The 23,283-nt window shown below is 38.3% G+C and carries 26 protein-coding genes; 11 read left to right on the top strand and 15 right to left on the bottom strand.

The genetic code is table 11. The features are described 5' to 3' along the window. Positions 1-151: 151 nt before the first annotated feature. From HYX58_05530 to HYX58_05520, 3 genes are read left to right on the top strand one after another with little or no spacing between them, the layout of a single operon-like run. Entirely contained in the window at positions 152-1,360 is a 1,209-nt protein-coding gene (locus HYX58_05530) for a M23 family metallopeptidase (GenBank protein ID MBI2775441.1), read from the top strand. Between the two features lie 11 nt (positions 1,361-1,371). Then, on the top strand, positions 1,372-1,944 hold the full coding sequence (locus HYX58_05525) for a hypothetical protein (protein ID MBI2775440.1): 573 nt from the start codon (positions 1,372-1,374) through the stop codon (positions 1,942-1,944). Next, positions 1,937-2,218 (top strand): hypothetical protein, encoded by a 282-nt coding sequence (locus HYX58_05520; protein MBI2775439.1) that lies wholly within the window; start codon positions 1,937-1,939, stop codon positions 2,216-2,218. The genes HYX58_05525 and HYX58_05520 overlap by 8 nt, the downstream gene beginning before the upstream one ends. Positions 2,219-2,469: 251 nt before the next feature. Here the strand turns inward: HYX58_05520 and HYX58_05515 are convergent, their stop codons facing one another. After that, positions 2,470-3,252: a hypothetical protein gene (locus HYX58_05515; protein MBI2775438.1), complete on the bottom strand. Its 783-nt coding sequence runs from the start codon at positions 3,250-3,252 to the stop codon at positions 2,470-2,472. A gap of 202 nt (positions 3,253-3,454) precedes the next feature. On the opposite strand from HYX58_05515, the gene HYX58_05510 reads away from it, so the two are divergent. Next, complete coding sequence (locus HYX58_05510) at positions 3,455-4,177, top strand: hypothetical protein (GenBank protein MBI2775437.1); 723 nt, start codon at positions 3,455-3,457, stop codon at positions 4,175-4,177. A 1-nt stretch (position 4,178) separates the two neighbouring features. On the opposite strand, the gene mutL is transcribed toward HYX58_05510, so the two are convergent. From mutL to prmC, 4 genes are read right to left on the bottom strand one after another with little or no spacing between them, the layout of a single operon-like run. Further along, entirely contained in the window at positions 4,179-6,011 is a 1,833-nt protein-coding gene (gene mutL / locus HYX58_05505; protein ID MBI2775436.1) for a DNA mismatch repair endonuclease MutL, read from the bottom strand. A gap of 60 nt (positions 6,012-6,071) precedes the next feature. After that, positions 6,072-6,617: a PilN domain-containing protein gene (locus tag HYX58_05500; protein ID MBI2775435.1), complete on the bottom strand. Its 546-nt coding sequence runs from the start codon at positions 6,615-6,617 to the stop codon at positions 6,072-6,074. Continuing rightward, on the bottom strand, positions 6,601-7,065 hold the full coding sequence (locus tag HYX58_05495) for a hypothetical protein (protein ID MBI2775434.1): 465 nt from the start codon (positions 7,063-7,065) through the stop codon (positions 6,601-6,603). The genes HYX58_05500 and HYX58_05495 overlap by 17 nt, the downstream gene beginning before the upstream one ends. Further along, a complete protein-coding gene (prmC, locus tag HYX58_05490) occupies positions 7,062-7,955 on the bottom strand; it encodes a peptide chain release factor N(5)-glutamine methyltransferase (protein MBI2775433.1) in 894 nt (297 codons plus the stop codon). Before prmC ends, HYX58_05495 begins: the two co-directional genes overlap by 4 nt. 146 nt (positions 7,956-8,101) lie before the next feature. Here prmC and HYX58_05485 point away from each other — a divergent pair, with 146 nt between their 5' ends. Further along, positions 8,102-8,587 (top strand): hypothetical protein, encoded by a 486-nt coding sequence (locus tag HYX58_05485; protein MBI2775432.1) that lies wholly within the window; start codon positions 8,102-8,104, stop codon positions 8,585-8,587. On the opposite strand, the gene ftsY is transcribed toward HYX58_05485, so the two are convergent. From ftsY to HYX58_05460, 5 genes are all read right to left on the bottom strand, one after another. Then, positions 8,573-9,451 (bottom strand): signal recognition particle-docking protein FtsY, encoded by an 879-nt coding sequence (ftsY, locus tag HYX58_05480; protein ID MBI2775431.1) that lies wholly within the window; start codon positions 9,449-9,451, stop codon positions 8,573-8,575. The two genes, HYX58_05485 and ftsY, sit on opposite strands and share 15 nt — an antisense overlap. 18 nt (positions 9,452-9,469) lie before the next feature. Further along, positions 9,470-10,420: a phosphatidylserine decarboxylase gene (gene psd / locus HYX58_05475; GenBank protein MBI2775430.1), complete on the bottom strand. Its 951-nt coding sequence runs from the start codon at positions 10,418-10,420 to the stop codon at positions 9,470-9,472. Positions 10,421-10,481: 61 nt separating this feature from the next. Beyond that, positions 10,482-11,225, bottom strand: a complete 744-nt coding sequence (locus HYX58_05470) for a hypothetical protein (protein MBI2775429.1) — start codon at positions 11,223-11,225, stop codon at positions 10,482-10,484. Positions 11,226-11,247: 22 nt separating this feature from the next. Further along, positions 11,248-11,847 carry a hypothetical protein gene (locus HYX58_05465; GenBank protein ID MBI2775428.1) on the bottom strand — a complete coding sequence of 200 codons (600 nt, stop codon included), beginning with the start codon at positions 11,845-11,847 and terminating at the stop codon, positions 11,248-11,250. A gap of 5 nt (positions 11,848-11,852) precedes the next feature. Beyond that, positions 11,853-12,512 (bottom strand): ribonuclease HII, encoded by a 660-nt coding sequence (locus tag HYX58_05460; GenBank protein MBI2775427.1) that lies wholly within the window; start codon positions 12,510-12,512, stop codon positions 11,853-11,855. A gap of 111 nt (positions 12,513-12,623) precedes the next feature. Between HYX58_05460 and HYX58_05455 the strand changes: the two genes are divergently transcribed. The 6 genes from HYX58_05455 (at position 12,624) to HYX58_05430 (ending at position 16,430) form a co-directional block, all read left to right on the top strand. Further along, on the top strand, positions 12,624-13,298 hold the full coding sequence (locus HYX58_05455) for a helix-turn-helix transcriptional regulator (GenBank protein MBI2775426.1): 675 nt from the start codon (positions 12,624-12,626) through the stop codon (positions 13,296-13,298). Positions 13,299-13,581: 283 nt separating this feature from the next. Continuing rightward, positions 13,582-14,058, top strand: a complete 477-nt coding sequence (locus tag HYX58_05450) for a 30S ribosomal protein S6 (protein MBI2775425.1) — start codon at positions 13,582-13,584, stop codon at positions 14,056-14,058. A 24-nt stretch (positions 14,059-14,082) separates the two neighbouring features. After that, positions 14,083-14,361, top strand: a complete 279-nt coding sequence (locus HYX58_05445) for a 30S ribosomal protein S18 (protein ID MBI2775424.1) — start codon at positions 14,083-14,085, stop codon at positions 14,359-14,361. A gap of 121 nt (positions 14,362-14,482) precedes the next feature. Next, positions 14,483-14,893, top strand: a complete 411-nt coding sequence (locus HYX58_05440; GenBank protein MBI2775423.1) for a hypothetical protein — start codon at positions 14,483-14,485, stop codon at positions 14,891-14,893. Between the two features lie 416 nt (positions 14,894-15,309). Further along, positions 15,310-15,798: a hypothetical protein gene (locus HYX58_05435; GenBank protein MBI2775422.1), complete on the top strand. Its 489-nt coding sequence runs from the start codon at positions 15,310-15,312 to the stop codon at positions 15,796-15,798. 140 nt (positions 15,799-15,938) lie between these two features. After that, positions 15,939-16,430: a hypothetical protein gene (locus HYX58_05430; GenBank protein ID MBI2775421.1), complete on the top strand. Its 492-nt coding sequence runs from the start codon at positions 15,939-15,941 to the stop codon at positions 16,428-16,430. 90 nt (positions 16,431-16,520) lie between these two features. Here the strand turns inward: HYX58_05430 and HYX58_05425 are convergent, their stop codons facing one another. From HYX58_05425 to HYX58_05405, 5 genes are all read right to left on the bottom strand, one after another. Further along, positions 16,521-17,573, bottom strand: coding sequence for a hypothetical protein (locus tag HYX58_05425; GenBank protein MBI2775420.1), 1,053 nt, complete (start codon positions 17,571-17,573; stop codon positions 16,521-16,523). Between the two features lie 22 nt (positions 17,574-17,595). After that, positions 17,596-18,471: an A/G-specific adenine glycosylase gene (locus tag HYX58_05420; protein ID MBI2775419.1), complete on the bottom strand. Its 876-nt coding sequence runs from the start codon at positions 18,469-18,471 to the stop codon at positions 17,596-17,598. Continuing rightward, entirely contained in the window at positions 18,425-18,751 is a 327-nt protein-coding gene (locus HYX58_05415; protein MBI2775418.1) for a divalent-cation tolerance protein CutA, read from the bottom strand. The genes HYX58_05420 and HYX58_05415 overlap by 47 nt, the downstream gene beginning before the upstream one ends. A gap of 14 nt (positions 18,752-18,765) precedes the next feature. Beyond that, positions 18,766-19,914, bottom strand: coding sequence for a hypothetical protein (locus tag HYX58_05410; GenBank protein MBI2775417.1), 1,149 nt, complete (start codon positions 19,912-19,914; stop codon positions 18,766-18,768). A 297-nt stretch (positions 19,915-20,211) separates the two neighbouring features. Continuing rightward, complete coding sequence (locus HYX58_05405) at positions 20,212-22,890, bottom strand: insulinase family protein (protein ID MBI2775416.1); 2,679 nt, start codon at positions 22,888-22,890, stop codon at positions 20,212-20,214. Positions 22,891-23,283: the final 393 nt, after the last annotated feature.

Genomic DNA, 23,283 nt, shown 5'->3' with positions numbered 1-23,283 from the left:
TAGAATCTTAAAGAAAGAAGAAAGGCAATAGCAATGCTTTGTGTGATTTTCCAAGAATGCGCTTTTCTCGGTTACAAAAAAGAATTATATTGAGTATCGTGCTATGCAAAAGAATGTGTTTCATAAATACGGAAAAATACAAGGTAATCCTATGCGCATGAAAATTATTGTTTTATTTGGCGTTTTTCTCGCTACAGGTTTAATGTCGTGGCGCGGCTATCATTATTTTTTTGATGCCTCTTCGCCAGACTGCCTTCTAACAGGAATCGAGAATAATAATTTTTACGCAGGAGATGTTTATTGTATTCTTGCCGGCAATGATGGTTTCAAAGTTTCAGATATTTCTGTTTGGCTCGATGGCACACCGCTATTAACAAAGTATAAAATAAACAGTCGCCGCTTTGAGCATCCATTTACGGTCCCGACCAAAACGTTACCAAATGGCAAACATATATTAAAGGTAGAAGTAACCAACGGCACCTATTCTAGAAAAAAAATAGTAGAAGAACGCTCATTCTTTGTGGATAATGATCCTTTGCAAGCAGCATTTGTACGCCCAGAATCGGATTTAAAAGTATTTCAAGGCCGCACGCTTCATCTACAATTCCAAGTTAATAAAGATATAGATCATGCTATCGCAACAGCATTCTCAAATAATTTTGAGTGTTTTCCTGAATCAAAAAATTCACGCATCTACGAATGCTTTATTCCTATTTCATGCGAAGATGTGCCAAGCGAATATGTAGCTTCGGTCGACATTGTCGATAAAACAGGGCGCACCTGCAGACTCGATGGCAAATTCCAGGTGATTATGTTTCCGTTTAAGAAACAATTATTGCATGTAAGTGCAGAAAAAATGAAACTCGAGCATGAATTGGGCGTGAGCAACGATTTGCTCGAGGGCGAGCTTGAAAAATTAGCAAAACAATCGCCTAAAGAAAAACTGTGGGCTGGCACTTTTTACCCGCCAATCGAAATTCAGGCGGTATCGACCGATTTTGGAACGATTCGTACAACACAAGAAAAAGGGCGCTATGTTCACAAGGCAGTGGACGTTCTAAATACACCAAAGAGTGTTGTCTGGGCACCGCAAGATGGCATCGTTGTTGTGAAAAACCGCTACGCGCATAGCGGTAACACGGTCGTTATCGATCACGGTTGCGGTATCTTATCACTCTTCTTTCATTTAGATGATTTTGCGGAGATTACGCCAGGAAAAAAAATAAAACGTGGCAGCCCGCTCGGTACACTTGGCAAAACAGGTTATGCAAGTGGATACCATTTACATTGGGAAATGAGAATTAATAACATACAAATAGATCCATTACAATGGATAAAGCCAAACTTCTTAGTAAGCTGAGGACTATTTGAATGTATCTCGTTATTGGTGTAGATCGGATAGCAGCGCGGGTCGCGCACTATTCATCAAGTGTTCGCTATTTGTTAACCATTGCGTTATTGAGTGTTTTGGTTGCCATCTGGTATATGGGCATCTACCTGAGGTTAGTTAGTGCTCATGAATCGGTTATTAAACACACAGCTATTCTTGAAAAAGCGATAACGCAGAGTTTCGAGGATAGAAAAACCAGTGAACGCTTTAAGCAGCAATCGAATAATTTAAAATCTGAATTGCGAGATCTATTTAGTAATAATTCTGAGCAAGTTCCAACTAAATTTCTCTCCATTGTGGGCATCGCTGAAAGATGTGGGCTGACCGTTCAAGCTTGTTCGTATCAATATGAAAAAGAAAAAGAATGGTGCACTAAGCAGGGGCTCTCATATACCCTTCAAGGCACATTTGAACAAATAATGCAGCTTTTAAAACTACTTGATGCACAAGAATTTTTGGCGTGCAAAGATATTTCGATCACGCGGCAAGAAAATATGCTTCGCGCGCACTGCATTTTAGAGACTATCAAGCTTAAGGAATCTCTGCATGTATAGAAATTTTCTCTACTTTTTATTCTTTATCTTTGGCGTAGTTAATTGCAACGAAGCTGCGCGTAATCCATTTGAGTTTGCGCCGCCAGTAATGCCGCACGAGCAAATTGAAAAAAAAGAAGTGGCGACCACAGAGGTTATAGAAATCAAAAATAATTCTGAAGCAAGCCCTGAAAAAATGAGCGGCGGTTCATGGGAAATCATAAAGCAATCTGAGCAAGCAGCGCTTGTGCGCAAAGGCGACGGCTCTTTATGCAAAATTGAAATGCACCGGTAGGTTTTTAAGCTAAAAAAAACCCTCCAACTTTGAAATAAGCTGAAGGGCTAGGGGGGTGAACAATACATAAGAAGTATTGTTCGTTTAGGGACATTATTGATAGTTTTTTCAATTCTTCGATGATCGTAGCAGCCTGGGTATAGGTTGTCAAGCAAATTTTATATTAGTAGAAAATAAAGCCATATATCTTTCAATATGTCTTCTAGATCAATTAAGAAAAGTGATTTTGTTTCGACTAGAAAGCTAGAATGCTAATCAAGATTTGAGTTTTTTTCATTCGCAATTTTTAAGGCCATTTTTTCTGCATAGGCGTATGCAAGATCATATCGTCGAATGTATTTTCCTTCAAACTGATTTCTTCTAGAAACAGCAACAGCGCTCATTTTTTCAGGAAGATTATCGAAGGTAACTTCAAGATAAAGACGCCAGATCAAATCATTGGGCTGTTGTTTGGCGAGTTTTTCATCAAAGTCATTACAAATTTCGATTATTTTTTTTGTTTCGGCATTGCCTTGGAAAGGCTCACTAAACCATAATATGGCATCACGAAATTGTGCATATCCATAGTCGTTGGTTTCGTCAAGAAAAGCTCGAAGTGTTTCAGCAGCAAACTCATCGATATCATTAATACTAGGCTTTTCTTCTGTTGGTACCTTAATGGGTCCCGCATACACAACAGGCTGAGGTTCAATGTGTTGTGGTATTTCTGACTTGGTTGGCAGATCTTTATACGTTAATGGGTTATTATTAATGTGCTTTTTTAAGTATCTCTCATTAAAAAGATAGGCGGTCCCTATGCTAGCTCCTAAATATAATGAAGGCTTTACTGAATTAAATTTTTTAGATTGTGCGATCGCATCGTTTTTTAAATATGAACAGGGACGCGAGAGTAATGCTTTTGTTACGGGTTTTTTTGTAACAAGGCCAATTCTAGCAAAGTGGCTCATGAATTTGTTTCCAAAGTTCATTGCGTCTGCGTAACCGAAGGAAAGCAGAATAAAAATAGGTAAGCTTTTTAAAAATTTTCGTTTCATATAATTTCTCAATTATTAAATATTAATTCAGTTATAAAATAGTATAGCAAAAGGCCTTTATTTGTAAACTGGGTCGAGCCCTAAAATATAGCCTATTTTTGATCATTCGTGAAGGAGTGAACCTGAAAAAAGCCTTATTTATTGTTTTGTTTGCGATCAATGAGGTATAGTTTTTTTGAAAAAAGGCTAGAAAGGATATTAGATGAAAAAGCATTTCTCTATCAAAAGTGCCCTGTGGTTTGGGTTTTCTACCGTAATTGAACATTTTGCTTTTTTTATAGCAGTTATGTTGATCTATTTGGGTGTAATGGTTGGAGCCGTTCTGGTTGGCTTACCGATTACGGCATTTCCGTTTGCGACGCAAATAATGCAAATTGTTAGAATCCTAAACGCGGCGGGAGTTTCTAACGCTGAACTTATAAAGAACGTTATTATGCAAACTGGCCCCGCTTTCTCGATTGCTGTATGTATATTATCATTATTGTTATATACATTGCATAGATTGATGGCGTTAGGTTTGGTAAAAATCTCGCTCGATTTTTATGACCATGATCGCAGCACCCTTAAAACGCTATTTTCTTGCTGGCGACTTTTAGTGCGTGATGTTATCGCGACATTTCTTTATTGGTTGATGTGCGCTATTGGATTTGCCTTATTAATTGTTCCCGGAATTTATTTAGTGATTACCTTTGGTTTCTACCAATATGCGATTGTAGATGAAGACGCTGGCGTTTTTGAATCATTCAGAAGAAGCGCACAAATAACAAAAGGGCACAAAATGGATTTGGTTGGGTTAGTATTCTTACTTTCGATTATCCGATGGGCCGCGCTCTCATTTTTTGGCGTAACCTTACTTATTGTTATTCCTGCGGCAGCTTTAATTTATGCGCACGCGTATCGCAAATTAATTTCGCAAGCAAAGTAGTTTAAAGTTTACGTTTAAACTTTTTTTCAATTTCGTAAGTGCTCAAAAGCCAGCGCGTTGGCCTGCCATGCGGGCATGCGATCTGATTTTCGCATTTCTCAAGCTGTGCAATAAGTTCTTGTTGTTGCTCAACTGATAATTGATCACCAGCTTTTACTGCAGCCTTGCAAGCCATTTGAGCGTGCATTTTTTCATGCGCTTTTTTGAAAAATTCTTCCTTGGGAAGTTCAAGATGCTCTGTAATGAGAGCGAGCGATTCTTTAATAAGATCTTGGCGCGATGCATTTTTTAAATGTGCGGGTATCGCCTGAATCGCGATATGAGTTTTGCTTAATTGGTCTAGAATAATTCCATGCTGCGCAAAAAAATCTTTATATTCTACCACTGTTTCAATTTCATTAGATGAAAGCTCAAGCACATCAGGAAAGAGCAATTGAATAGTTGGTAATTGCCCAAAACGAGATCTAAATTGTTCATAAAGAATCCGCTCATGCGCTGCATGTTGATCAATAAGCAGTAATCCATTTTCTTGTTCGATTACAAGGTAGGTTTGCGCGAAGGTGCCAATTAAGCGCAAAGGTGTTTCTTCATTTATTGGAATTTGTATATCTAAAGATTCAATTTCTTCTGCTTGAATAGCCGGCGTTGGCAAAACAATTTCATCTATCTCTTTGGATTTGGTAAATACCGGTACAGTGAACGGCGCGGGAGATAAATAATCAAAATTGATTGTGCGCGCAAATGTTGGCTGTGGTGAAAAGCTTGATTGTGCTGACGGTGCAGCAGAATTGAGTTGCGGAGGAAACTGCATCGGTTGTGAGATCGATTCTTTTTTTTCAGGAATGAATCTCAGCGAAAGTGATTTCTTCACTATTTCTTGAATCGCATTTTCTAAAATTCGCGGATGCAAGAAAGCGACCTCTTCTTTGCGAGGATGAACATTGATATCAACCTGCTGCTTATCAATCTCGATTTTTAATAAGGCCACAGGAAATTTATCAGGAGGCAGGATGTTGAGATATCCTTTTACGCATGCTTTTGAAAGGCCGCTATTTTTTACCCATCGCTGATTAACAAAGAAAAAAAGCAAACTTCGATCATAGCGATAAAGTTGATGATCAGATATTACACCTTGAATAGTGAATGAGCCATTTTGGTACGGTTCAAGCTCAACGAGAGAATTTGAAACATGTGGATCAAGAATTTGTTGTGCGCGTTGCAATAATGTTTCTGTTGGAGGGCAGTTGTAGCTCAGAGCATCCTGCGAATATAATTTAAAATGAATCTGAGGATAGTCAAAACAAAGCGCCTGAAAAAGTTGCACTATTTGGCGCAATTCGGTTTGATCGCTTTTTAAAAATTTTTTTCGTGCGGGAACATTATAAAAAAGATCATGAATTGCAATGTCTGTGCCGGTTTGTGCCGCTACGGTAGAAATCGTATTAACGCCATTTTCACGCTCGATTAATATTCCGCCCGATTGAGCTGCTTCCTTTGTCACGAGTGAAACTTTGCTAACAGCCGATATACTGCTGAGTGCTTCACCCCGAAATCCAAAACTTGCTATTGAAGAAAGTTCGTCGACCGATGTAATTTTGCTCGTTGCGTGATGAGAAAAACAAAGTTCAGCGTCTTCTTGATTCATCCCGCATCCATTATCCACGATGCGAATTAATGTTTTTCCTGTATCTTTGATAAAAATAGATATCGCAGTAGCGCCTGCATCAATCGAATTTTCTACAAGCTCTTTAATGACGCTAGCTGGCCGTTCGACAACTTCTCCAGCCGCAATTTTGTGCGCCTCGTGAGGCGGTAATTGTCTGATTTTTCCCATGATGTTTTTGTCCCTAAAAAACGTACGAGCATGGATGCTCGTTTATAGAGATTAACATATTTATATAAGTGCTGCTATGAGGCGAAAATCGATCAAACTATTTTCATCTTTTGTATCTCGTCCGTGATGGAGAGAATCGAGCTTAATTGTTTTATAATGATTGGATTTTTTCAATGATTCTAAAAATTGTTCAAGCGATCGCAAATTGTGTGTTTGGCCACTTACCGTGAGTGATGTTTTATCTTGATATGCAATTTGCGTAAGTGCGGTATCTTTTGGAATGACCGATGAAATGTAATTCAGTAGTTCGAGCGGCACTTTTGTTGCAGATTGATAGCGCCCTATTTTCTCGAGTGAACGTTGGAAATTATTTTTTTGTGTTTGGAGTGCTTCTAATGATTCACAAAAGGGATTATTGCGCTGTGCAACAATGAGCTCATCTCTTTTTGTTTTTGCGTACATGATGTGCATTAATTGGCATGCATTAATGCTTAAGACAATTATCAAAGCAGCAGCCAGAAGGATCCAAGAAATACGATACCAAAATTTAAGCGATTCTTGATGCTTTGGCGGCAGAAGATAAAAAAGATTAACTGTTTTTTTCATAATATTCTTTTCCCAATAAGTAGAGGCCAACTGCTCGAACAGTTGCATGATCACAATGAATAAAATTGCGCGATTGCGCAAGGTCTTTTGCGCGATCATGCGTTGTTATCAACGAACAGTTCAGATTATTTTCTATGATAAAAAGAAAAAAATGAAAATTATGCTGCGCGGCTAGATTTTTTTGCTGCAAACTATCGGAATAAATAAGTCGATCATTTACAGATAAAACAATAAATGGGTAGTGAAAAAAATGAGCAAAACGTGCAATATGTTCGCTTATTGCCCCACGGTTATAAATTAATCCATTCACGATTTGAGAACCGGTCAGCAAAATCAATTCTGTACGCACGTTATAATCGGCATCTTCTTCTTTGGTGCAACTCAGTTCGAGATGATCATCAAAAAGGCACACGCCAATAAAAGAGGGAGTTTTTTTTCGCCAAATCATAGCGGCATCCTGGCGCAAACAACGCGATCTTTTCCTTCAAGATCTTTCCAAATCTGAACATGTTCAAAAAGTGCGTTGCGCATAAGTTCTTTTGCCGCATTTCCTTGCCGGTAGCCAATCTCAATAACCAATTGTGGAATCATCAATTCTTTCATCTGGGTGTTTGGTTTTAAATAGAGGGGTGCTTTTTTTATAATCTCCTCAATATGCGCAAACCCAGCATGTTCGGAAACAAGCGCATTGCGATCTTCCCAGTTTGCAACCATCGGATCGAGATGATTCCATTCTCGTGCGGCAATATAGGGAGGATTGCTGACGATTAAATCAAACTGAGCGCGCGGTTCGATTGCTCCATAAAGATCTGATTTAATGATCGTAATATTTTGCAAATGGTGCGCAGTTAGATTTGTGCGCGCACAAGAAAGCGCTGAATCGGCAAGATCGGTGGCGACTAATTGAGATTTTGGTAATTCTTTTGCAAGCAAGAGTGCAATGCAGCCACTGCCAGTGCATAAATCCAAAATGGTTAAACGTTGATCTTTTAATTTTTTGAGAAGTTCTATTAAATGTAAAGTCCATTCTTCGGTTTCTGGGCGAGGAATAAGGGTTGGCGGCTCAACAATTATAGGAAGCGAACCAAATGGTACCGTCCCCAAAATATACTGCAATGGCTTTTGCTCAATCGTGTGCAGCCGAATCCATTCATTAAGTTTATTTTCCTGATCATCTGTTAACTGAAGCGTTTCTTTGGTCAAAAGGTGTGCAACATCAAGCCCCGTAAGAGCTTGCAAAAGCCACCAAGCAACTTGCTGTTGCTCTATTGTTGTTTTATAAATAGGAGCTAATTGTTGCTCGAGTTGAGCAATTAATGTGCGCGTTTGATGATTCAACGATAATCACCTTTCACTTTTTTTTCTGTGTATGGTTATACTTGTTTTTCTAGAATAACCCTTTATCGATAAGTTAGAAAACTATGAAAAGAATGCTCAATATTTTGCTTGTTCTTTTGGAAATTTTATCGAACGCATGTTATGGAATGGAAAAAAGAGATATAAGTCAATTTGAAGAACAAAATGAGGAATGGGAAATTAATTTTGTAGCAGAAAAAACATTAACTGAAGTTGCAGAGCCCAAAGTGAAAGCTAAGTTATCGTTATATGGCAAACTAAACCAAAAAATTAACGTTCTCACTGAGACGAAGCAAAGAGGAATGCGCACGATTTTTATTAAAATAAAATCTGAATTTATGAATCTTGATGATGAAGGCAGGGTTGTCTTTGCTGATATTCTAAACTTTGGATTATTGGGGCTTAAAATAAAAAATAGAGAATTTTCTCCAGGTCTTGGTTGCTACCGACTTACTTTTGAAAAATCTGTACGTTTAGAAGAACTTTCACGTTTGCAAAAAATATATTCTGAAATAGCAGGGATTGCGCCCGGCAAAGGCGTTGACTGGGAACTTCTTCGCCAAGAGCGGGAGAGGATGTACAATGCTAAGGTAAAGCAGTTACGTAAAAAGTGATGAGACATACTCGTTTTTATCAAAGAGCTTCAGATCGTCAATTTTTTCGCCAAATGAAATATAGGCAACGGGAATGCCAAGATCGTAATTAATCGCAAATACGATGCCTCCTTTTCCAGTTCCATCAAGTTTGGTTAGCACGATGCCATCAATTGGTGTGGCATCGTGAAAAATCTTTGCCTGTTCGAACGAATTTTGCCCAAGCATACTATCGATAGTCAGGAGCGTTATAATCTTATAATCGGGCAGTTGCCGTGCGATTATGCGTTTTATTTTTGAAAGTTCATTCATTAAATTAGTTTTTGTCTGCAATCGGCCAGCAGTATCAATAATAAGAGCATCGGCATGTTCTTTTTTGAATATCTCGCATCCTGAAAATACGACAGAAGCTGGATCTTGAGCTACGGCACCTTGCACAATGCGCGCCCCTGATTTTTCGGCCCATATTCTTAATTGCTCCGGCGCTGCAGCGCGAAATGTATCTGCGGCTACAAGAATTGTTTTTTTTCCTGCTTGAACAAAATGATTCGCAAGTTTTCCTGCAAATGTTGTTTTTCCGCTTCCGTTAACGCCAACCATTAAATAAACAACTTTAGATTCAGCAGCAGTGAACGGTTTAAGTAGATCGAGAAGAATCCCTGAAAGGTGACGCTTAAGTTCTGCACCTGAAAGTTCTTGCGGTGCCGTTTTTTTTAATTGATCTAAAATATGGCGCGTTGTTTTAACGCCCGTATCTGCCTGAATCAAAAGCTGCTCAAGCTCTTTTAGAGAAGCTTCATCTATTGATGTTTTGGAAAAAAGTGACGAGATGCGTGAAAAATGAGAAACGATTTTATTCAGCTGCGTTTTAAAAAAATTTAGCATACTTATTTTTCCAAAAAATTAGGGCCGCTCATTTTTTTTAATAATCGTTGCTATGCGCTCACCAACTTTGATTTCAAGAGGTTGCGTTGCAGTATTTTTTAATCTTTCATCAAGTGTAATTGTATTTTCCGGGAAAAGCATCACTATCGTAGAGCCACCAAATTCAAAGTAACCCGCCTGATCACCTTTTTTGTGCAATTCTTTTTCTGGATCGTATTTTTCTTTAATTTTTCCTACGCATAAAGCGCCAACAGGAATAAAAGCAATTTTGCCGATATCACTGTGATCGAGCTGGATAAGATGGCGCTCGTTTTCGGTCAGTGGTTGAATGCCAAATTGATAAGCAATCCTATTTACCGATTCATACGCACCACTAATTACCTGCGCCTTTTTGGCAGCACAGTCAACGGGAAAATGAAAACGGTGATAGTTCCACGGCGCAAGATAAACAATAATCATTGTTCCATTTTTATACGTATCGGCTGAAAGACCAGAATTTTTCCCGCCAAGTAATTGGGTAACATTAAACGATTTTCCTTTTACAAGAAACTCGGTTTGCTCGTTGAGCTGTTCGATCGCATATATTTTGCCATCGGCTGGGCTTGTGATCGAATCGATTGCTGAGTCTATTGGCCGGCACTCGGGCTTTAATTTTCTTTTAAAGAATTTATTAAATGTTTTGTACGATTTAATATCGGGCTTGAGAGCCTCATTCATATTAATTTGATCGCGATACTGCTTGATGAACGTCGGAATAATATATTTGCTTGCCGAGCGATTCGCTAACCAGCCCGTAAAAGCACTGAAATAGCCGTTGCGTGTAATAAATGAGCGAACAACCCTTCCTGCTGCGTTCTGATAAAGAAAACGCAAGACGGTTGCCGAGCGACTTTCATCCACGCAGTATAGTTGCGCCCCATGCATCAAAAATAGTATAAATAAAAGCTTTTTTGCTCTTAAATAGTTCATAACAACCAAATCAGTTTTTATAAAAATTGACAATTAACCATATAATTTTGCCATAATTTTTTTATTTTGTAAACAGCGCTGATTGCCAATTTGGCATTTTTTTAATCCCCCATTGAAGGGCTAGGGTAGCGGCACATGCGCCTATTCCGATAAGCACTGCAAACGTTTTTGTATTGCGTTGCGCCCAGGATAACGACGGCCTATTATCAAGTTTCGTTTCAATTTTGGGTATTTCGTTCGATTGTACTGCTATCGAAGGTTGCAGATGTTTTGAGTGTTCGTGTAAAATTGGCATTTCTGATTTTGTTCGTCTGACTGTTTTTACTTTGGGAAGATCGGCAATTTGTTTTTTGAGTGATTGAGCTGTTTCGGGCAGAAGTTGAACAACTTCTTTCATATTTTTTGGAGAGGGTGGAACCTTTGGACTTTTCTTAGCCCTATGTTCTATTTCCTTTTTTAGTTTTTCTTTAATTGCGAGTTCAATTCCAGCGAGAAAAAGCGTATTTTTTTCTGGTTGGTAATTAATTCCCATGAGTGCGGTTCCTACATATTCGAGTTGTTCTTGCTTGTCGAGCTGTAGTGATGACATTACGCATAATTCGTCTGGAGCATTTACTTCAATATTAAAAAAGTCAAAAAGATCACCAGGGCTCTGTTCACTTGGAATTTCTGATAATTTAACGTGATAATGTTCGCATCCTGAAAGCTTTTTTGAAATCCAGCATTTTTTTTGTTCCGCCTTAGGTTCTTCCATTGCGAGGGCTGGAAAAAAGAACGCGAAAAAAAATAGAGAATGCAGCTTCATGGTACCCCTTTTATCTAACACTTTATTGAACAATATCGTCTACGCGCTGCAAAAAAAGTTTTAAGCGTCGATAATCGTTTCCAGTGAGCAAAGAAAATGTTTCTATAAATTGCTCAAGAGAATCTTGCGTGATTAAATTTCTGTCCGATTGTTCTTTAAGAAGAGCTAACAACAACTCATCGATGTTAAAAAGATTATTTGATAAAGCAAAAATAAGATGTAAATAACGATGTTGAGAAAATAGTTTTTTATGCAATTCTTCATGAGCATTTTGCACAAATGCATGAATTTTTGGCGGTTCAGGGGCTAACTGATAAAAAATATGATTTTTTTCATGGTAGCCGGCAATTAAGCAAGAAAAGGTGGTCTTGAGGAATTCAAAAATTTGTGGCTGTTCGCGCATAAGCTCCGCTTCCGTTTTTTGATACGTAAACGGGTAGCGTACGGGATCTATCGAGCCTGTTCTGATTTGATATACAATTCCAAAGAGAATTCTATCGTTCGTTTCAATCGTAACGATCGAGCCAAATGAGGGGCTTTTATCCCAATCCCAACTTTGTGCCAGCCAGCCTGTCAGCGAGCTTTCTATTACCTCAGCAAATGGTTTGTTGCTCTCCAGCATTGTTCTCACCTTTTTTGTGCAAACGCTTTGTTTTCAAGAAAACTGAGTCGATGAACGATCGAGCTTCCGTGGATATGCACCGCTTGCCGATGCAATTTAGTAGCATATCCTTTATGTTGGCCAAAATGATAGTTTGGAAATGATCGCGCAAGATTGCGCATGAGCTCATCTCGCTTAACTTTAGCGATGATCGAGGCAGCAGCTATAGAATCTGATCTGCGTTCACCGAATGGAAAATGATAAACATCAAGATGTTCATACGGTGTTTTTAAAAGAGTAAGGGGCATCGCATCAACGAGTACCGCAGAAGGTTGCTGGGGGCAACTACCTGTAAGTTGCATAAAGGCCCGCTTCATCGCGCGCAGTGTAGCGTGATAGATATTATAGATATCAATATCTCTATGATTTACGATGGCAACGCTCGACCAACTGTTTTTTGTGAGCCATTTATAGGCTTTTTGTAATTCTTCTTGGCTTAAAAGCTTTGAATCTTTTATGAGAGGATTTTTCTTATTTGGCAACAGAATCGCCGCTGCGGTGACTACCGGGCCGGCCAGGCACCCCCTACCTACCTCGTCGATACCGCATACCAGTCGGCCTTCTTGCCATGCTATGGCCTCATAATGGTTTTTTTTGAACCGTTCTTTGATCTTAAATGTTACCATGGGGCATTTTTTCCATTTGACAAGAATATTTGTACTGGATACAATTAGAATTAATTAAATGCAGAACCATACTATCATATTGGACAGAAATTTACCAAGAGGAGTTTAACCATGTCTTCATCGACACAATTGCGTGTAAAAGAATTACTAAGAGAAAAGGGCTGGACGACAAAAACACTGGCTGAAAAGACCGGAATGTCTGAAAGTTACCTAACTCATATAAAAAATGGCACGCGTCGCTGGAACGAAGATTCGCTTAAAAAATTGGCTAATGCCTTCGAAATTAGCCCTGTAGATCTTTTTGCTCAACGCAAGCAGCGAACGGACAATATTGATAGCAACGTCAGCATGCCAGAGCAAGCGGATGTTAAGCTTAAGGTTCAAATTGTGCCGGTTGTTGGAGAAGTTCCTGCCAATCCATCTCCTTATAATAACCAACTTATGCAAATTACCAGTGGCCACAAAGACGAGTTTGTACCGGTTTTGAATACGACCGACGGCTCATGCTTTGCACTTTCAATTGATAGCAACCTGATGGCTCCTACCTTTGTTAAGGGCGATTTGTTGATTATCTCTCCTGAAGTGTGGACCAGATCTGGCGATATCGCAGCGGTTGAGTACGGCAACGATACGCAAATGCGCGCTATCATGCAAGTAACCTACACAGAAGATTTCATTGTTTTAGAATCGGTTAACCATAAATCTGCCCCGGTGGCATTGATTCGTGGTAAAGACCACTTCAGAATTATTGGTCGCGTTATTCAACGTAACCAAAAATTGATCTAAAAAGTTATTCAAAGCCCCGCCTGAAAATGGTGGGGTTTTTTTGCCCCAAAACTTATATTTTGGGGACCCCATAAGAATCCAGTTTCATTTCTTTGCTTTATTAACCTACTACATGTGCTTAAAGCATTGAGTCAATGCGCAGACCACGGCTTTAATGGCATGGGTTGATTTGCCAATTACTCAGTTTTAGCTATACTGTATTATGTTCAACTAAATAAAACAGCGGTTGTTTTATAGTGTTTTATAAACACTTCCAGTTAGTTTTCATAAAGGATCTACCACTATGTTACGGTACGAAACACTTATTCTTGCAGTTCCAGAGATTACTGCCAATGAAGCAACTTCATTGGAAGGCCATATCGATGGACTGGTAAAAAAAGCACAGGGTTCAGTTATTTCATTTGAGCGTTGGGGAAAATATCGCCTCGCATACCCTATTTGGGCAAATGATTACGGCGTTTACTTCTTAGTTCGCTTTGAAGCAAATAAAGGCCAAAACGAAGCGCTCGTAAAAGAGCTCGATTCTCTCTTCAAGGTTAAATATACACAAGTTGTTATGCGTCATATGACCACCAAGCTTGAGCGTTCGCAATCACTTGCGTACTACAAGCCAGAGTCACTTGAAGATGCGCCAGCACAAGATGTTGATACATTCTTGCGTGAAAACAAGATGAAGGGCCTTTTAAATAATGCTTCTTCATATGATGTTAAGCACGCAGAAGGAATTGAAGAATCTGATGAATCTGAAATGAGCGAATAAAGGTAGAACATGGCAAAAAGAAAAATGGCTAAATTAAAAATTAGCTCCCGACTATTGAGAAAAAAAGCGCGTCGTCTTTCGTTTGTTCCAAGAAAACATTGCCGTTTCTGCGGTAGTGATGAACAAGCATCGATGCTTGATTACAAGAACTCGCCGCTTTTGCGTAGCTTCCTGACTGAACGTGGCAAAATTTTGCCTTCACGTATTTCAGGCACCTGCGCACGCCATCAGCGCGAGCTTTCAACAATGATTAAAAAATCACGCGTAATGTCGTTAATTCCATACTGCGCTGCTGATTTTTAGTCGTTAAAATTCGATATAAAAATTAACCCGCTTTTGTGTGAGAAATCACATGAGAGCGGGTTTTTTATTGCTTCTAAAAATAACGCCTGTAAACTAAGCAGATCAATTTTTTAGGAGTACAATGAAAAAAATATGGAAATTATTTTTTGCACCATTTGTTTTTGTTTTGATTTCACAAAATTATCTTCTTGCTAATAAAACTGAGCCAATAATACCACTATTGGGAATCACTGAATCGGAATTTCAAAAACAAGTAGACGAAGATATCGCAGCACATAAAGCGAGAGAAAATGAAATTTCTGAAGCAATTAGAAAACAACAAGAAAAAAAAGAACAAGCTGAGAAAGATCTATTAAGAATCTCTGAAGCGCCTGGAAAGACTGCTGCAATATTAGGTGGAGCATTTATTGGGCTTAAAGTACTAGAGGCAATGAAGAATCCAACGGTATCAAAATCACTCATTTCACTTGTCGTTTCAGCAGGCGGCACAGCAGGCTATTTAATTTATAAAATTTCGCGAGACATATTATGAAAAAACTAAGATTAATTTTTGCATTATTTCCTTTCCTTTTTTTTAATCAATTTTTAGTCTTAGAGGCAAAATTTATTGATTATATTGATGTAACGAATCCTCTAATATCTTATGCTATATCCTTGGCGACATTTTCATTTGCTATGCATTGTATCGAGAAAGATATGGGTATTGCAAATTGTGTTGTAAAAGTTCCAGAGACGGAGCAGTTATTCGTTGTTTATTCTAGGGAAAGATTCGCATTTATGTTTGAAAAAGTAAACGTGCTCAAAAAAACGTACGCTTGCGGATCAATTTTATGCATTATATTTCTCTTTTATCAAAGCATGTCATAATGCACTAAAGATTTTTTCAGGAAGTGTGAAATTCTACCAGCCCGGGAAATGAATTCCCGAAAAAAAACGGAAAATCTTATCTTGAAGCAAAATTATAATTATTTATTTACATGCTTTCTTTTAACGAGTTCATATTCTTTTTGTATGGAAGAAAAGCAAAAGAATTTTGCAAAGATGTGCCCAGTGAAAGCATGGGAAGATGTGAAACCTTTTGCAGGAGAAATGGTAGCATTTGAAACAACGTCGAATTTTTTGGCAAGTAGCTATTCATATAACATAGATGATAACCCAGAGCACTATGGTCTTGTAGGTTACGATTATTTTTTGTGGCATGATAGTAATTTCTCGAAAACTCAACCGCATGAACTAGGATTTATGATCCATAGACTTTTAAAAAAGAACGGTTACAGTTCGCAGTGCATACTTGTTAATACGAAATTAGAGAGCGCAGCGCTTACCATGCGTTTTGCGACAAGCGATGAAATAGAAAAAGTGTATGAGGCGCTTGCATGCTTAAAGGCGATGTTTGAAGGCATGCCGTCAGATCCCAATTACTCCAAATTTAAATAGAAAAATATCATTTTTTAATTAATTTGCTTTTGTGTGAGAAATCACATGGAGGCGGGTTTTTTATTGTCGATTGTGCTGCTTAATATATAATTACCTGAACGCAGATAACATTTTCTAATAATGAGCGATAAAAGGATTTTATGTTCAAGTTCAAATATTTATATTTTTCGTTTTGTGTTTTTTTATCACATACAAATTTCGGCATGGAAAAAGAGGGCAAAGGAGAAATTTTAGCTTCTGGCATGATAAAAATTGAATCGGCTAGAGATATTAAACCATTTCTTGAACGTATTGTGGCTTACAAAGCTGTCTCCCCATATCTCATCAAAAAAAATGAGTACTCCTTGAGCGATTCCTCACCTAAATATGCATATGTGCGTAGCTTGATTGAACATGAAATTAATCCTATTGGTAGCATTGCTCGATTAATTCATAAGAATACCGCAAGTCCCTATCTCTATGGCAACCTTACCGATTCCAATGTTAAAGAGGGATTCTGCATCAGATATGCAACGCTTGATGAAATAACCGCTATTAAGGGGCTAATTGATTCCGATCAAGCAGAGCTTGAGCACATCGATAAAAAAAACGGGTTTACCATTTTGCAATCACAACTAAATGAGCACCCATGACAGTTGCTCAATTTAAAGTATTGAGGAAAAAATAAAAATAGGGAGACAGAGAAACCTGTCTCCCTATTTTCTACAGACAATTTTATATAACTAATAATTTACTGCTTTTCTGAGCTGGTCATTGTTTCCAAACTCAGGATCTTTCAGAAGTAATTCTTTAAAATATTCGCATTGTGTTTTTACAACGATTCCTTCTTTCAAAGCATCGCGGCACAAAAATGCAAACCCTTCAAGACCTGTAATCACGTTGTGCTGGCGCTTTGCTTCATTTTTTTGGAAAAAGTTTTCGGCGTTTTCATTATTTGGTTGTTCAAGATCGGTTTGGGCAAATTGATCGGCTTGTTTGTGAACTTGCAAATTACTACCAATATCCCAAAGTGTTCCGCCTTTAATAGCTATAATGGCTGCTGCAAAAGTTTCTTTAGAAATGCTTTGCAATCGGGGACTTATAGTTTTTGTGTTTCTATCGCGCACCGGTTCGAAATCTAAAGCGGCTTCTTGGATAATGAAGCAATTTTCATCCGACGGTAAATCGCTTTTATTTCCTCTAAATCTAACAAGCCATGTTTTTGGGACGAAAAATTTATCTTGAATGTGATTTTGTTCTATAGCTCGATTAAGAATCGCAGAATGTGCTGCTTGACTAATTGTTTGATACGTTCTTACGGGTTTTAAGTCCGTTGGAAAATCAGGAAGTTGATGCCAGCCGTAGTAATTCCCTTGGCTGTCTTTTTGCGAGTGCAAGTTTGTATAGGCAAGATTTACTGGCCCCGCGAATTTAACAAAATATTTTTTTCCGTCAAATTCTATAGGTAAGGCCGCATTCCACGTGCTTGCATTGCCATGATTTGCAAGTTTAGTAGTGAATTTTGAATGAGCTGAAATAATATCGATTGGCTTTAAACTGATCGACTCTCTCAATGGGATTACTTCTTCTAGCAACTCCTTGTTTTCTGCAATCCACGCCCTGCAATGTTTCGCAAGTTCCTCTGGCATGCTGGCTTCATTCAAGATGTTTGATGCACTATCTGCGTTTGTGTTATCCGATTGATTTGCTAGGAGCTCCGTCTTTCCATCCATAGAGAAACTAAGTCCATTATTAAGCGCGAGAATACTTATCAAATATAGTTTGGCAATCTTCATAAAACTTGCTCCTTATAATTTTTCATACCCTGCCGGGCAGAGAGAAAAGATTTGAATTATTTTCGATGAGTTTTTCTTTACACAGCTCATACAGTATTTTTTCTATACGGCTTGATTCGCGATCTAGTATCGACGCTAGCTGATCAAAAGAAAGTTTAGGCGATTCTAGAAGTGCTTGTAAAATCATTCCGCGAATTTGCCTATCTGAACCTTCAAATTTACTTTGCGTCGTGTGGTGTGCGCTTTTACGACTAGGATTGGGATACGTTTTTTTGAGCATCACTCCATAATCCATGAGCGCGTAATACCATAAACGAGGATTTTCTTTATCCAGGGTAAGGTCAACCAGCGGCCGAATCTCATTATCGTGAACATTATCTCTGCCTTGAAAGAAAAAATGAATATAAACGGCACGAATATTTGTTTCAATAAAAACGGTGGGTTCATTAAAGGCAAAAGCGCAAATTGAAGATGCTGTTGCCGGCCCGATTCCAGGAAATTCGTCTACAATTTCAGGATTATTTGGCAAAATTCCGCCGAATTTATGCATAACTTCTAGGGCAAGTTTTTGTAAATTGAGCGCGCGCCGATTATAACCAAGCCCTTTCCAAAAGCGTAAAACTTCTGAAAATGGTGTCGTCGCAAGCGTCTGAAAATCAGGAAAAGCGAGTATGAATTGTTCGTATTTTGGGGCGACGCGAAATGTTTGCGTTTGCTGCAGCATTACTTCAGAAACAACTATATGATAAGGATTTTTTGTTTGTCGCCACGAGAATGATCGCCCTTGCTCATTAAAATAGTCCCAAATCGTTTTTTGAAATGATGCAATTTGGTGAGCGTTAAGAAGAATGTTATTCGCGGGAATTTTTTTTGAGCGAATCGATAGTCCATTGGGCATAATTGTGTTCTGCTTCGATTGGAAAATAGTAAATGCCTGGGATTTTGTTTGGGTGCACAGTTTTTATCTCTTGCTCAATTTCGCTTACAAGAGATTTTTCTGTCTTTGCTGATAACGTATATTCTTGATCATGGTTTATTTTCCCTTCCCAAGAATAAATGCTCTCGTGCGGACATATGTGAGCGCGTGCGATAAGTTTTTTTTCGAGCAACACATATGCAGCTTGATGCGCCGTTTCTTGATCAGGAAATGAAACACTAAAACCAATGAGATCGTTCATAATAAACAACAAATTTATTTATTGAAACTTAACATTTTATTAACGACGTCAGTTATCGTACGCGAAAAGTTTTGTTTTGGAAAGTTTGCTAAATTTTTTTCGATCTCTTTTGCTTTGCTTGGGTGCGCCAAGAAGTCTGAAACAACACTTTTAAGATTTTTCAGTTTGCATAGTGATAAACCAAATTTATGTTCCCTAATAAAATGAATATTGAAATCTTCCCACATTAAACTCTTAGCGGTGCAATCAAGCAATGTTGGTTTATTCATATAAATAGATTCGGCTACGCTTACCGATCCGGCTTTGGTAATACACAGATCTGAGACTGCCATAAGATCTGCTATGCGCTCAGTAAACCCAATAAGTGAAAGAGTAACATGCGGCGGCAACGGAATTTCATTAATACGCATCCGCAGCTCTTCGTTTCTTCCTAAGCAAACAATGAGATGAAAGGGTGTTTTGATTTCTTTTAATTCTTGAACATACCGATAAAGTGCTTCAGACCCGACGGCGCCCATTAAAAGAAAGATGATCGGTTTGTTTTTCGGAAGATGGAATTCCTCTTTAAGCGCTTCTATATTCTTTGGTTCAAAAAAAGACGGGCGAAGCGGAAATCCGCTGACATCTATTTGGTTTTTATAAACGCATGCTTTGTCCGCTATCTTCCAAATGGCTGGATCGTTAAACGGAAGCCCCACAAAGAATTTATCATTTGTTTTTGGGTGAACATTATGAATAAACGTCGAAGTATCCAAATCTGTCGGAATTATTAAAAAAGGAATATTCATGGAACGTGCGACTTCGTTAAGAACCCCATTTACAATTGGAATTACCGATATAATAAGATCAGGGTTTTCTTTTTGTAGAAACGGAATAAGTAATTTTTTTACTTTCCATTTAACAAATGGAATCGACCAGAGACCGGAAAGACATAGTAAGTTAATAGCGCGAGACCATTTTCGGCGCAAGAAAAAATTATACGCCTCTTCGCAATCCATAGTATTAAAAGTCATTATTCGGAACGGATCCATCGGGGGCAATACATCGCGAAAGAGAGCGACGGAATATGCTTGGTGCTCATCTTTTAAGTATTCGATAATTGCATTTGAAGCCGATATATGGCCGCCGCCACCATGACTTGTAAAAATTAGTACTTTTGCCATTCATTTTCCTAAAAAGAGCACAAATTCAATCTAATTTGCGACTCATTTTCCCTCAATCCAGGAATCAATGGCTAGTTTGATCAGAAACTGCCAATTTAAACGAGGATCTTGTCGCGGTATCTAACGATGGGGTCAAAGTTCGTATAAAAAATGACCAATCTGCGCATTAAATTCAGATTGTTTAGCCCAGTAATTATTCATTATAACAAACTTTAAAAAAAATGTGACAAAAAGGCTATTTTAGCCCCATTATCTTGGGGAATATATGAATTATAAGCTGATGCTAAAAAGTACAAATTAGCTTACGCGTCCCACCTTAATGGTAACCATAGCATCGGTTCTTAAAACTTTTTTTACAGCAGTTTTAACTTCATCCAGGGTTATTGCATTAATTTTTTCAGTTCGCTTGGTAAAATAGTCCCATGGTAATTCATATTCATTAAGAAATAAGAAAGTATTTGCCATTGAGTCGTTAGTGGAATAAAAATCATCGGGGCTTATGAGTACTTTCTGCTTTGCCATTTCAATTTCTGCGTTGCTTATTGAATCGACAGAATTATCTATTGCATTTCGAATTAATTGCTCCGCTTGGGCTAAACGATCATTGGAAACAATAGTAGTAATAAAGAACATTCCTGGATATTTTCCTGAGCCAGAAAGAGTAGACCCTCTAATTGTATAAAAGGCTCCGGTTTTTTCTCGCAATTCAAATAATTTTGATCCAAGCCCGTTTCCAAATAATTGATCAAAAAGAAGAAGCTTTTCATAATCTTGATGCTGGCGATTTACAGATAAACCGGCAAAGCAAAGTACCGTTTGATCTCGCTGCATAAACTCTGATAATAATTGTGATTCAATAGGAGAAAGTGCAGGAACTGGAAGATCATCCACTTTAGGGCCGCGCCACGTTCCAAAATTTTTCTCAAGCAATTCGCGAAGATCTACTCCTTCAAGATCTCCTACGATTGCAATTGCAGCATCTTCGGGCGAAATATATTTTTGATGGAACGCAAAAAGATCATCGCGCATAATTTTTGCAATAGATTCAGGAGTTCCGATGCCATTTTTGCTCTTTGGATGGTGCGCAAAAATAACTTCTTTAACTTTTTGTGCAGCAGCAGCATTAGGATTTTGTATAAAATGTTTATAATCCTGAAGCGCCCAATCGCGTATTTTTTCAAGTGCTTGCGCATCGAAATTTGGCTCACTGAGAATTTCTGCGCATAGCTCAAGCGCCGTACTGAAATCTTCTTTTAAAGCATTTAACGCAACCGCGCCCGGAGCAAAATTCAAACCTATTGCGTTCGTTTCCAAAAGAGCGCCAATCTCATCGGCAGTTCGCTTTTTAGTGCCGCCTTCTGTAAGCATGAGGCTCAAAATAGAATAGAGCCCTGGAAGTGTTTCAGAATCATAAAGGTGATTGGCTTTTAATTGGATGGCGGCAGAGATCTTTGGTATCGATGCATTGTGATAATAAAATACCGAAAGGCCATTGCTTAGTTTAAATGTTTTAGGCTGTGGATAATCAACTGCGTCAAGTGAACTGAGGATAAGATTCGCTGCGTATTTAACCGGTTCCACTTCGGTTTCTCTTATTTTTCCTTCTAAGATTGCGGTGTCCTCTTGATCTGAATTTTTTTGCAATTCTGCCCAATATTCTTGATCGCTCGCATTAATGGGTAAAAGTGTTCCCATGTGCATGAGAGAAGGGCGCAAAATGTTTCGAGCTAATTCTTTCGCTTGCAGATTGAGCGCATCATGATCTTTCCAATGATCGATAAAAGGATAGTGTTCATCTTTCAAACCCAAATATGCTTGCCCGAGCAATGTTGCTTGTTCATAATTATCTTCAAGCGTATCGTATCTTTCTGTTCTATATTGTTTGCAAATTCTTGCAAGCTCATCGCTGCTTAAACCATTTTGGGCAATAAGGGCCAGTTCGTTCTGAACGTGTTCAACAATGGCTGGAATATCTTCAGCTCGTTTTGGCTCGAATGCGATCATGAAAAGATCGTGATCATATAATCCCCAAGAATAGCTACCCAAAGAAGTTGCTAGTTGCAGATCATCTACAAGAAGATGATAGAGGCGACTCATTTTACCGCCCGTTAGCGCGCTATGCAGAATAGAAATGGTAGAGTGCATTTTTTTAGTAAATCCAGGAATAACCCAAGCGAGCACTGCATACGCTGTTTTTACATCACGATAAAGAGTAACTGTTTGAGCGCTCAAATCTGATGTTGAAAATGTGCTTCGCTTTTTATAGTTAAGATTAGATTCTATTAAGCCAAACGATTCTTGTACGAGTTCAAAAACTTCATCAGGATTTACATTGCCGACAATAATAAGTGCAGCATTATTCGGTAAATAATGCTCATGATAAAAATTTAATAATTGTTCGCGATTCAAATTCCAAAGATCATGTTTGTAGCCAATGATCGGATAATGATATGGATGATCCGGAAAAATTGCGCCAACTAATTTTTGTTGGAGCATACGTTTATAATTATCGTGATACATTTTCATTTCTTGAATGACCGTTTTTAATTCTGCATTCAAAAGATCTTCTTTAAACGTGCAATTTCTCATGCAATCAGCAATAATCGGAAGCGCTTCTTTCCAATAAGCGGGCGGCAGATTAAAAAGGAAACGTGTTGAGTCGTACGTCGTAAGCGCATTGACGTTTCCAGAAAGGAGTTGCGTGGCGGCAGGAATATCTGATTCAGACATTCTCTCGGTTCCTTTAAAAATCATGTGCTCAATAAAATGAGCCAGCCCCTTTTCACTTAAATCTTCATCTTTTGAACCAATATTATACCAAAGTTGAATTGATACTTTTTGCCGCGTTTCTACAGGGCGTACTAAAACGGTAAGGCCGTTTGATAATTGTTTTTTATAAATAGTAGGAATTTGAATTGCATTACAAAAAAATGAATGCATCGCGAGAAAAAATAAAAAAATAAATTTTTGCTTCATAAAACTCTTCTTTTAATACTTTACTATTCTTTTACTCTAAAATAACAAGCCCTTTTTCAATCGTTCCATTGATTATCTTTTGCAGTAACAAATTTTAGTCTGTTATTTTTTGCAAGATAAAAGATAAAGGTCCCGGTTTTTTCATATAGGTTACGCGTTATCTCATGCTCGCATGTATACTCTCGAGTTTCACAATTATAGCTCATTAATTTGGCGTTTATTGAGGTATTGTCGCCCCAATAAGGGCGAATTATTATATGTTTGCCATCCGTTTCTTGCGTCCAAAAAAAAGGCCTATCGAATGTAGGTTCTGTTACGGAGGATTTTGACTTAAGCGCACCTTCTAGGATGATGGTAGAGCATTCAGTTACTAGAGGTGAGTAAGTAAACGGG

The sequence above is a fragment of the Candidatus Dependentiae bacterium genome (genome assembly GCA_016191325.1).
Lineage (GTDB): Bacteria > Babelota > Babeliae > Babelales > JACPOV01 > JACPOV01.
Note: the sequence above shows the minus strand (reverse complement) of the source record. Positions and strands in the feature narration are given on the sequence as shown.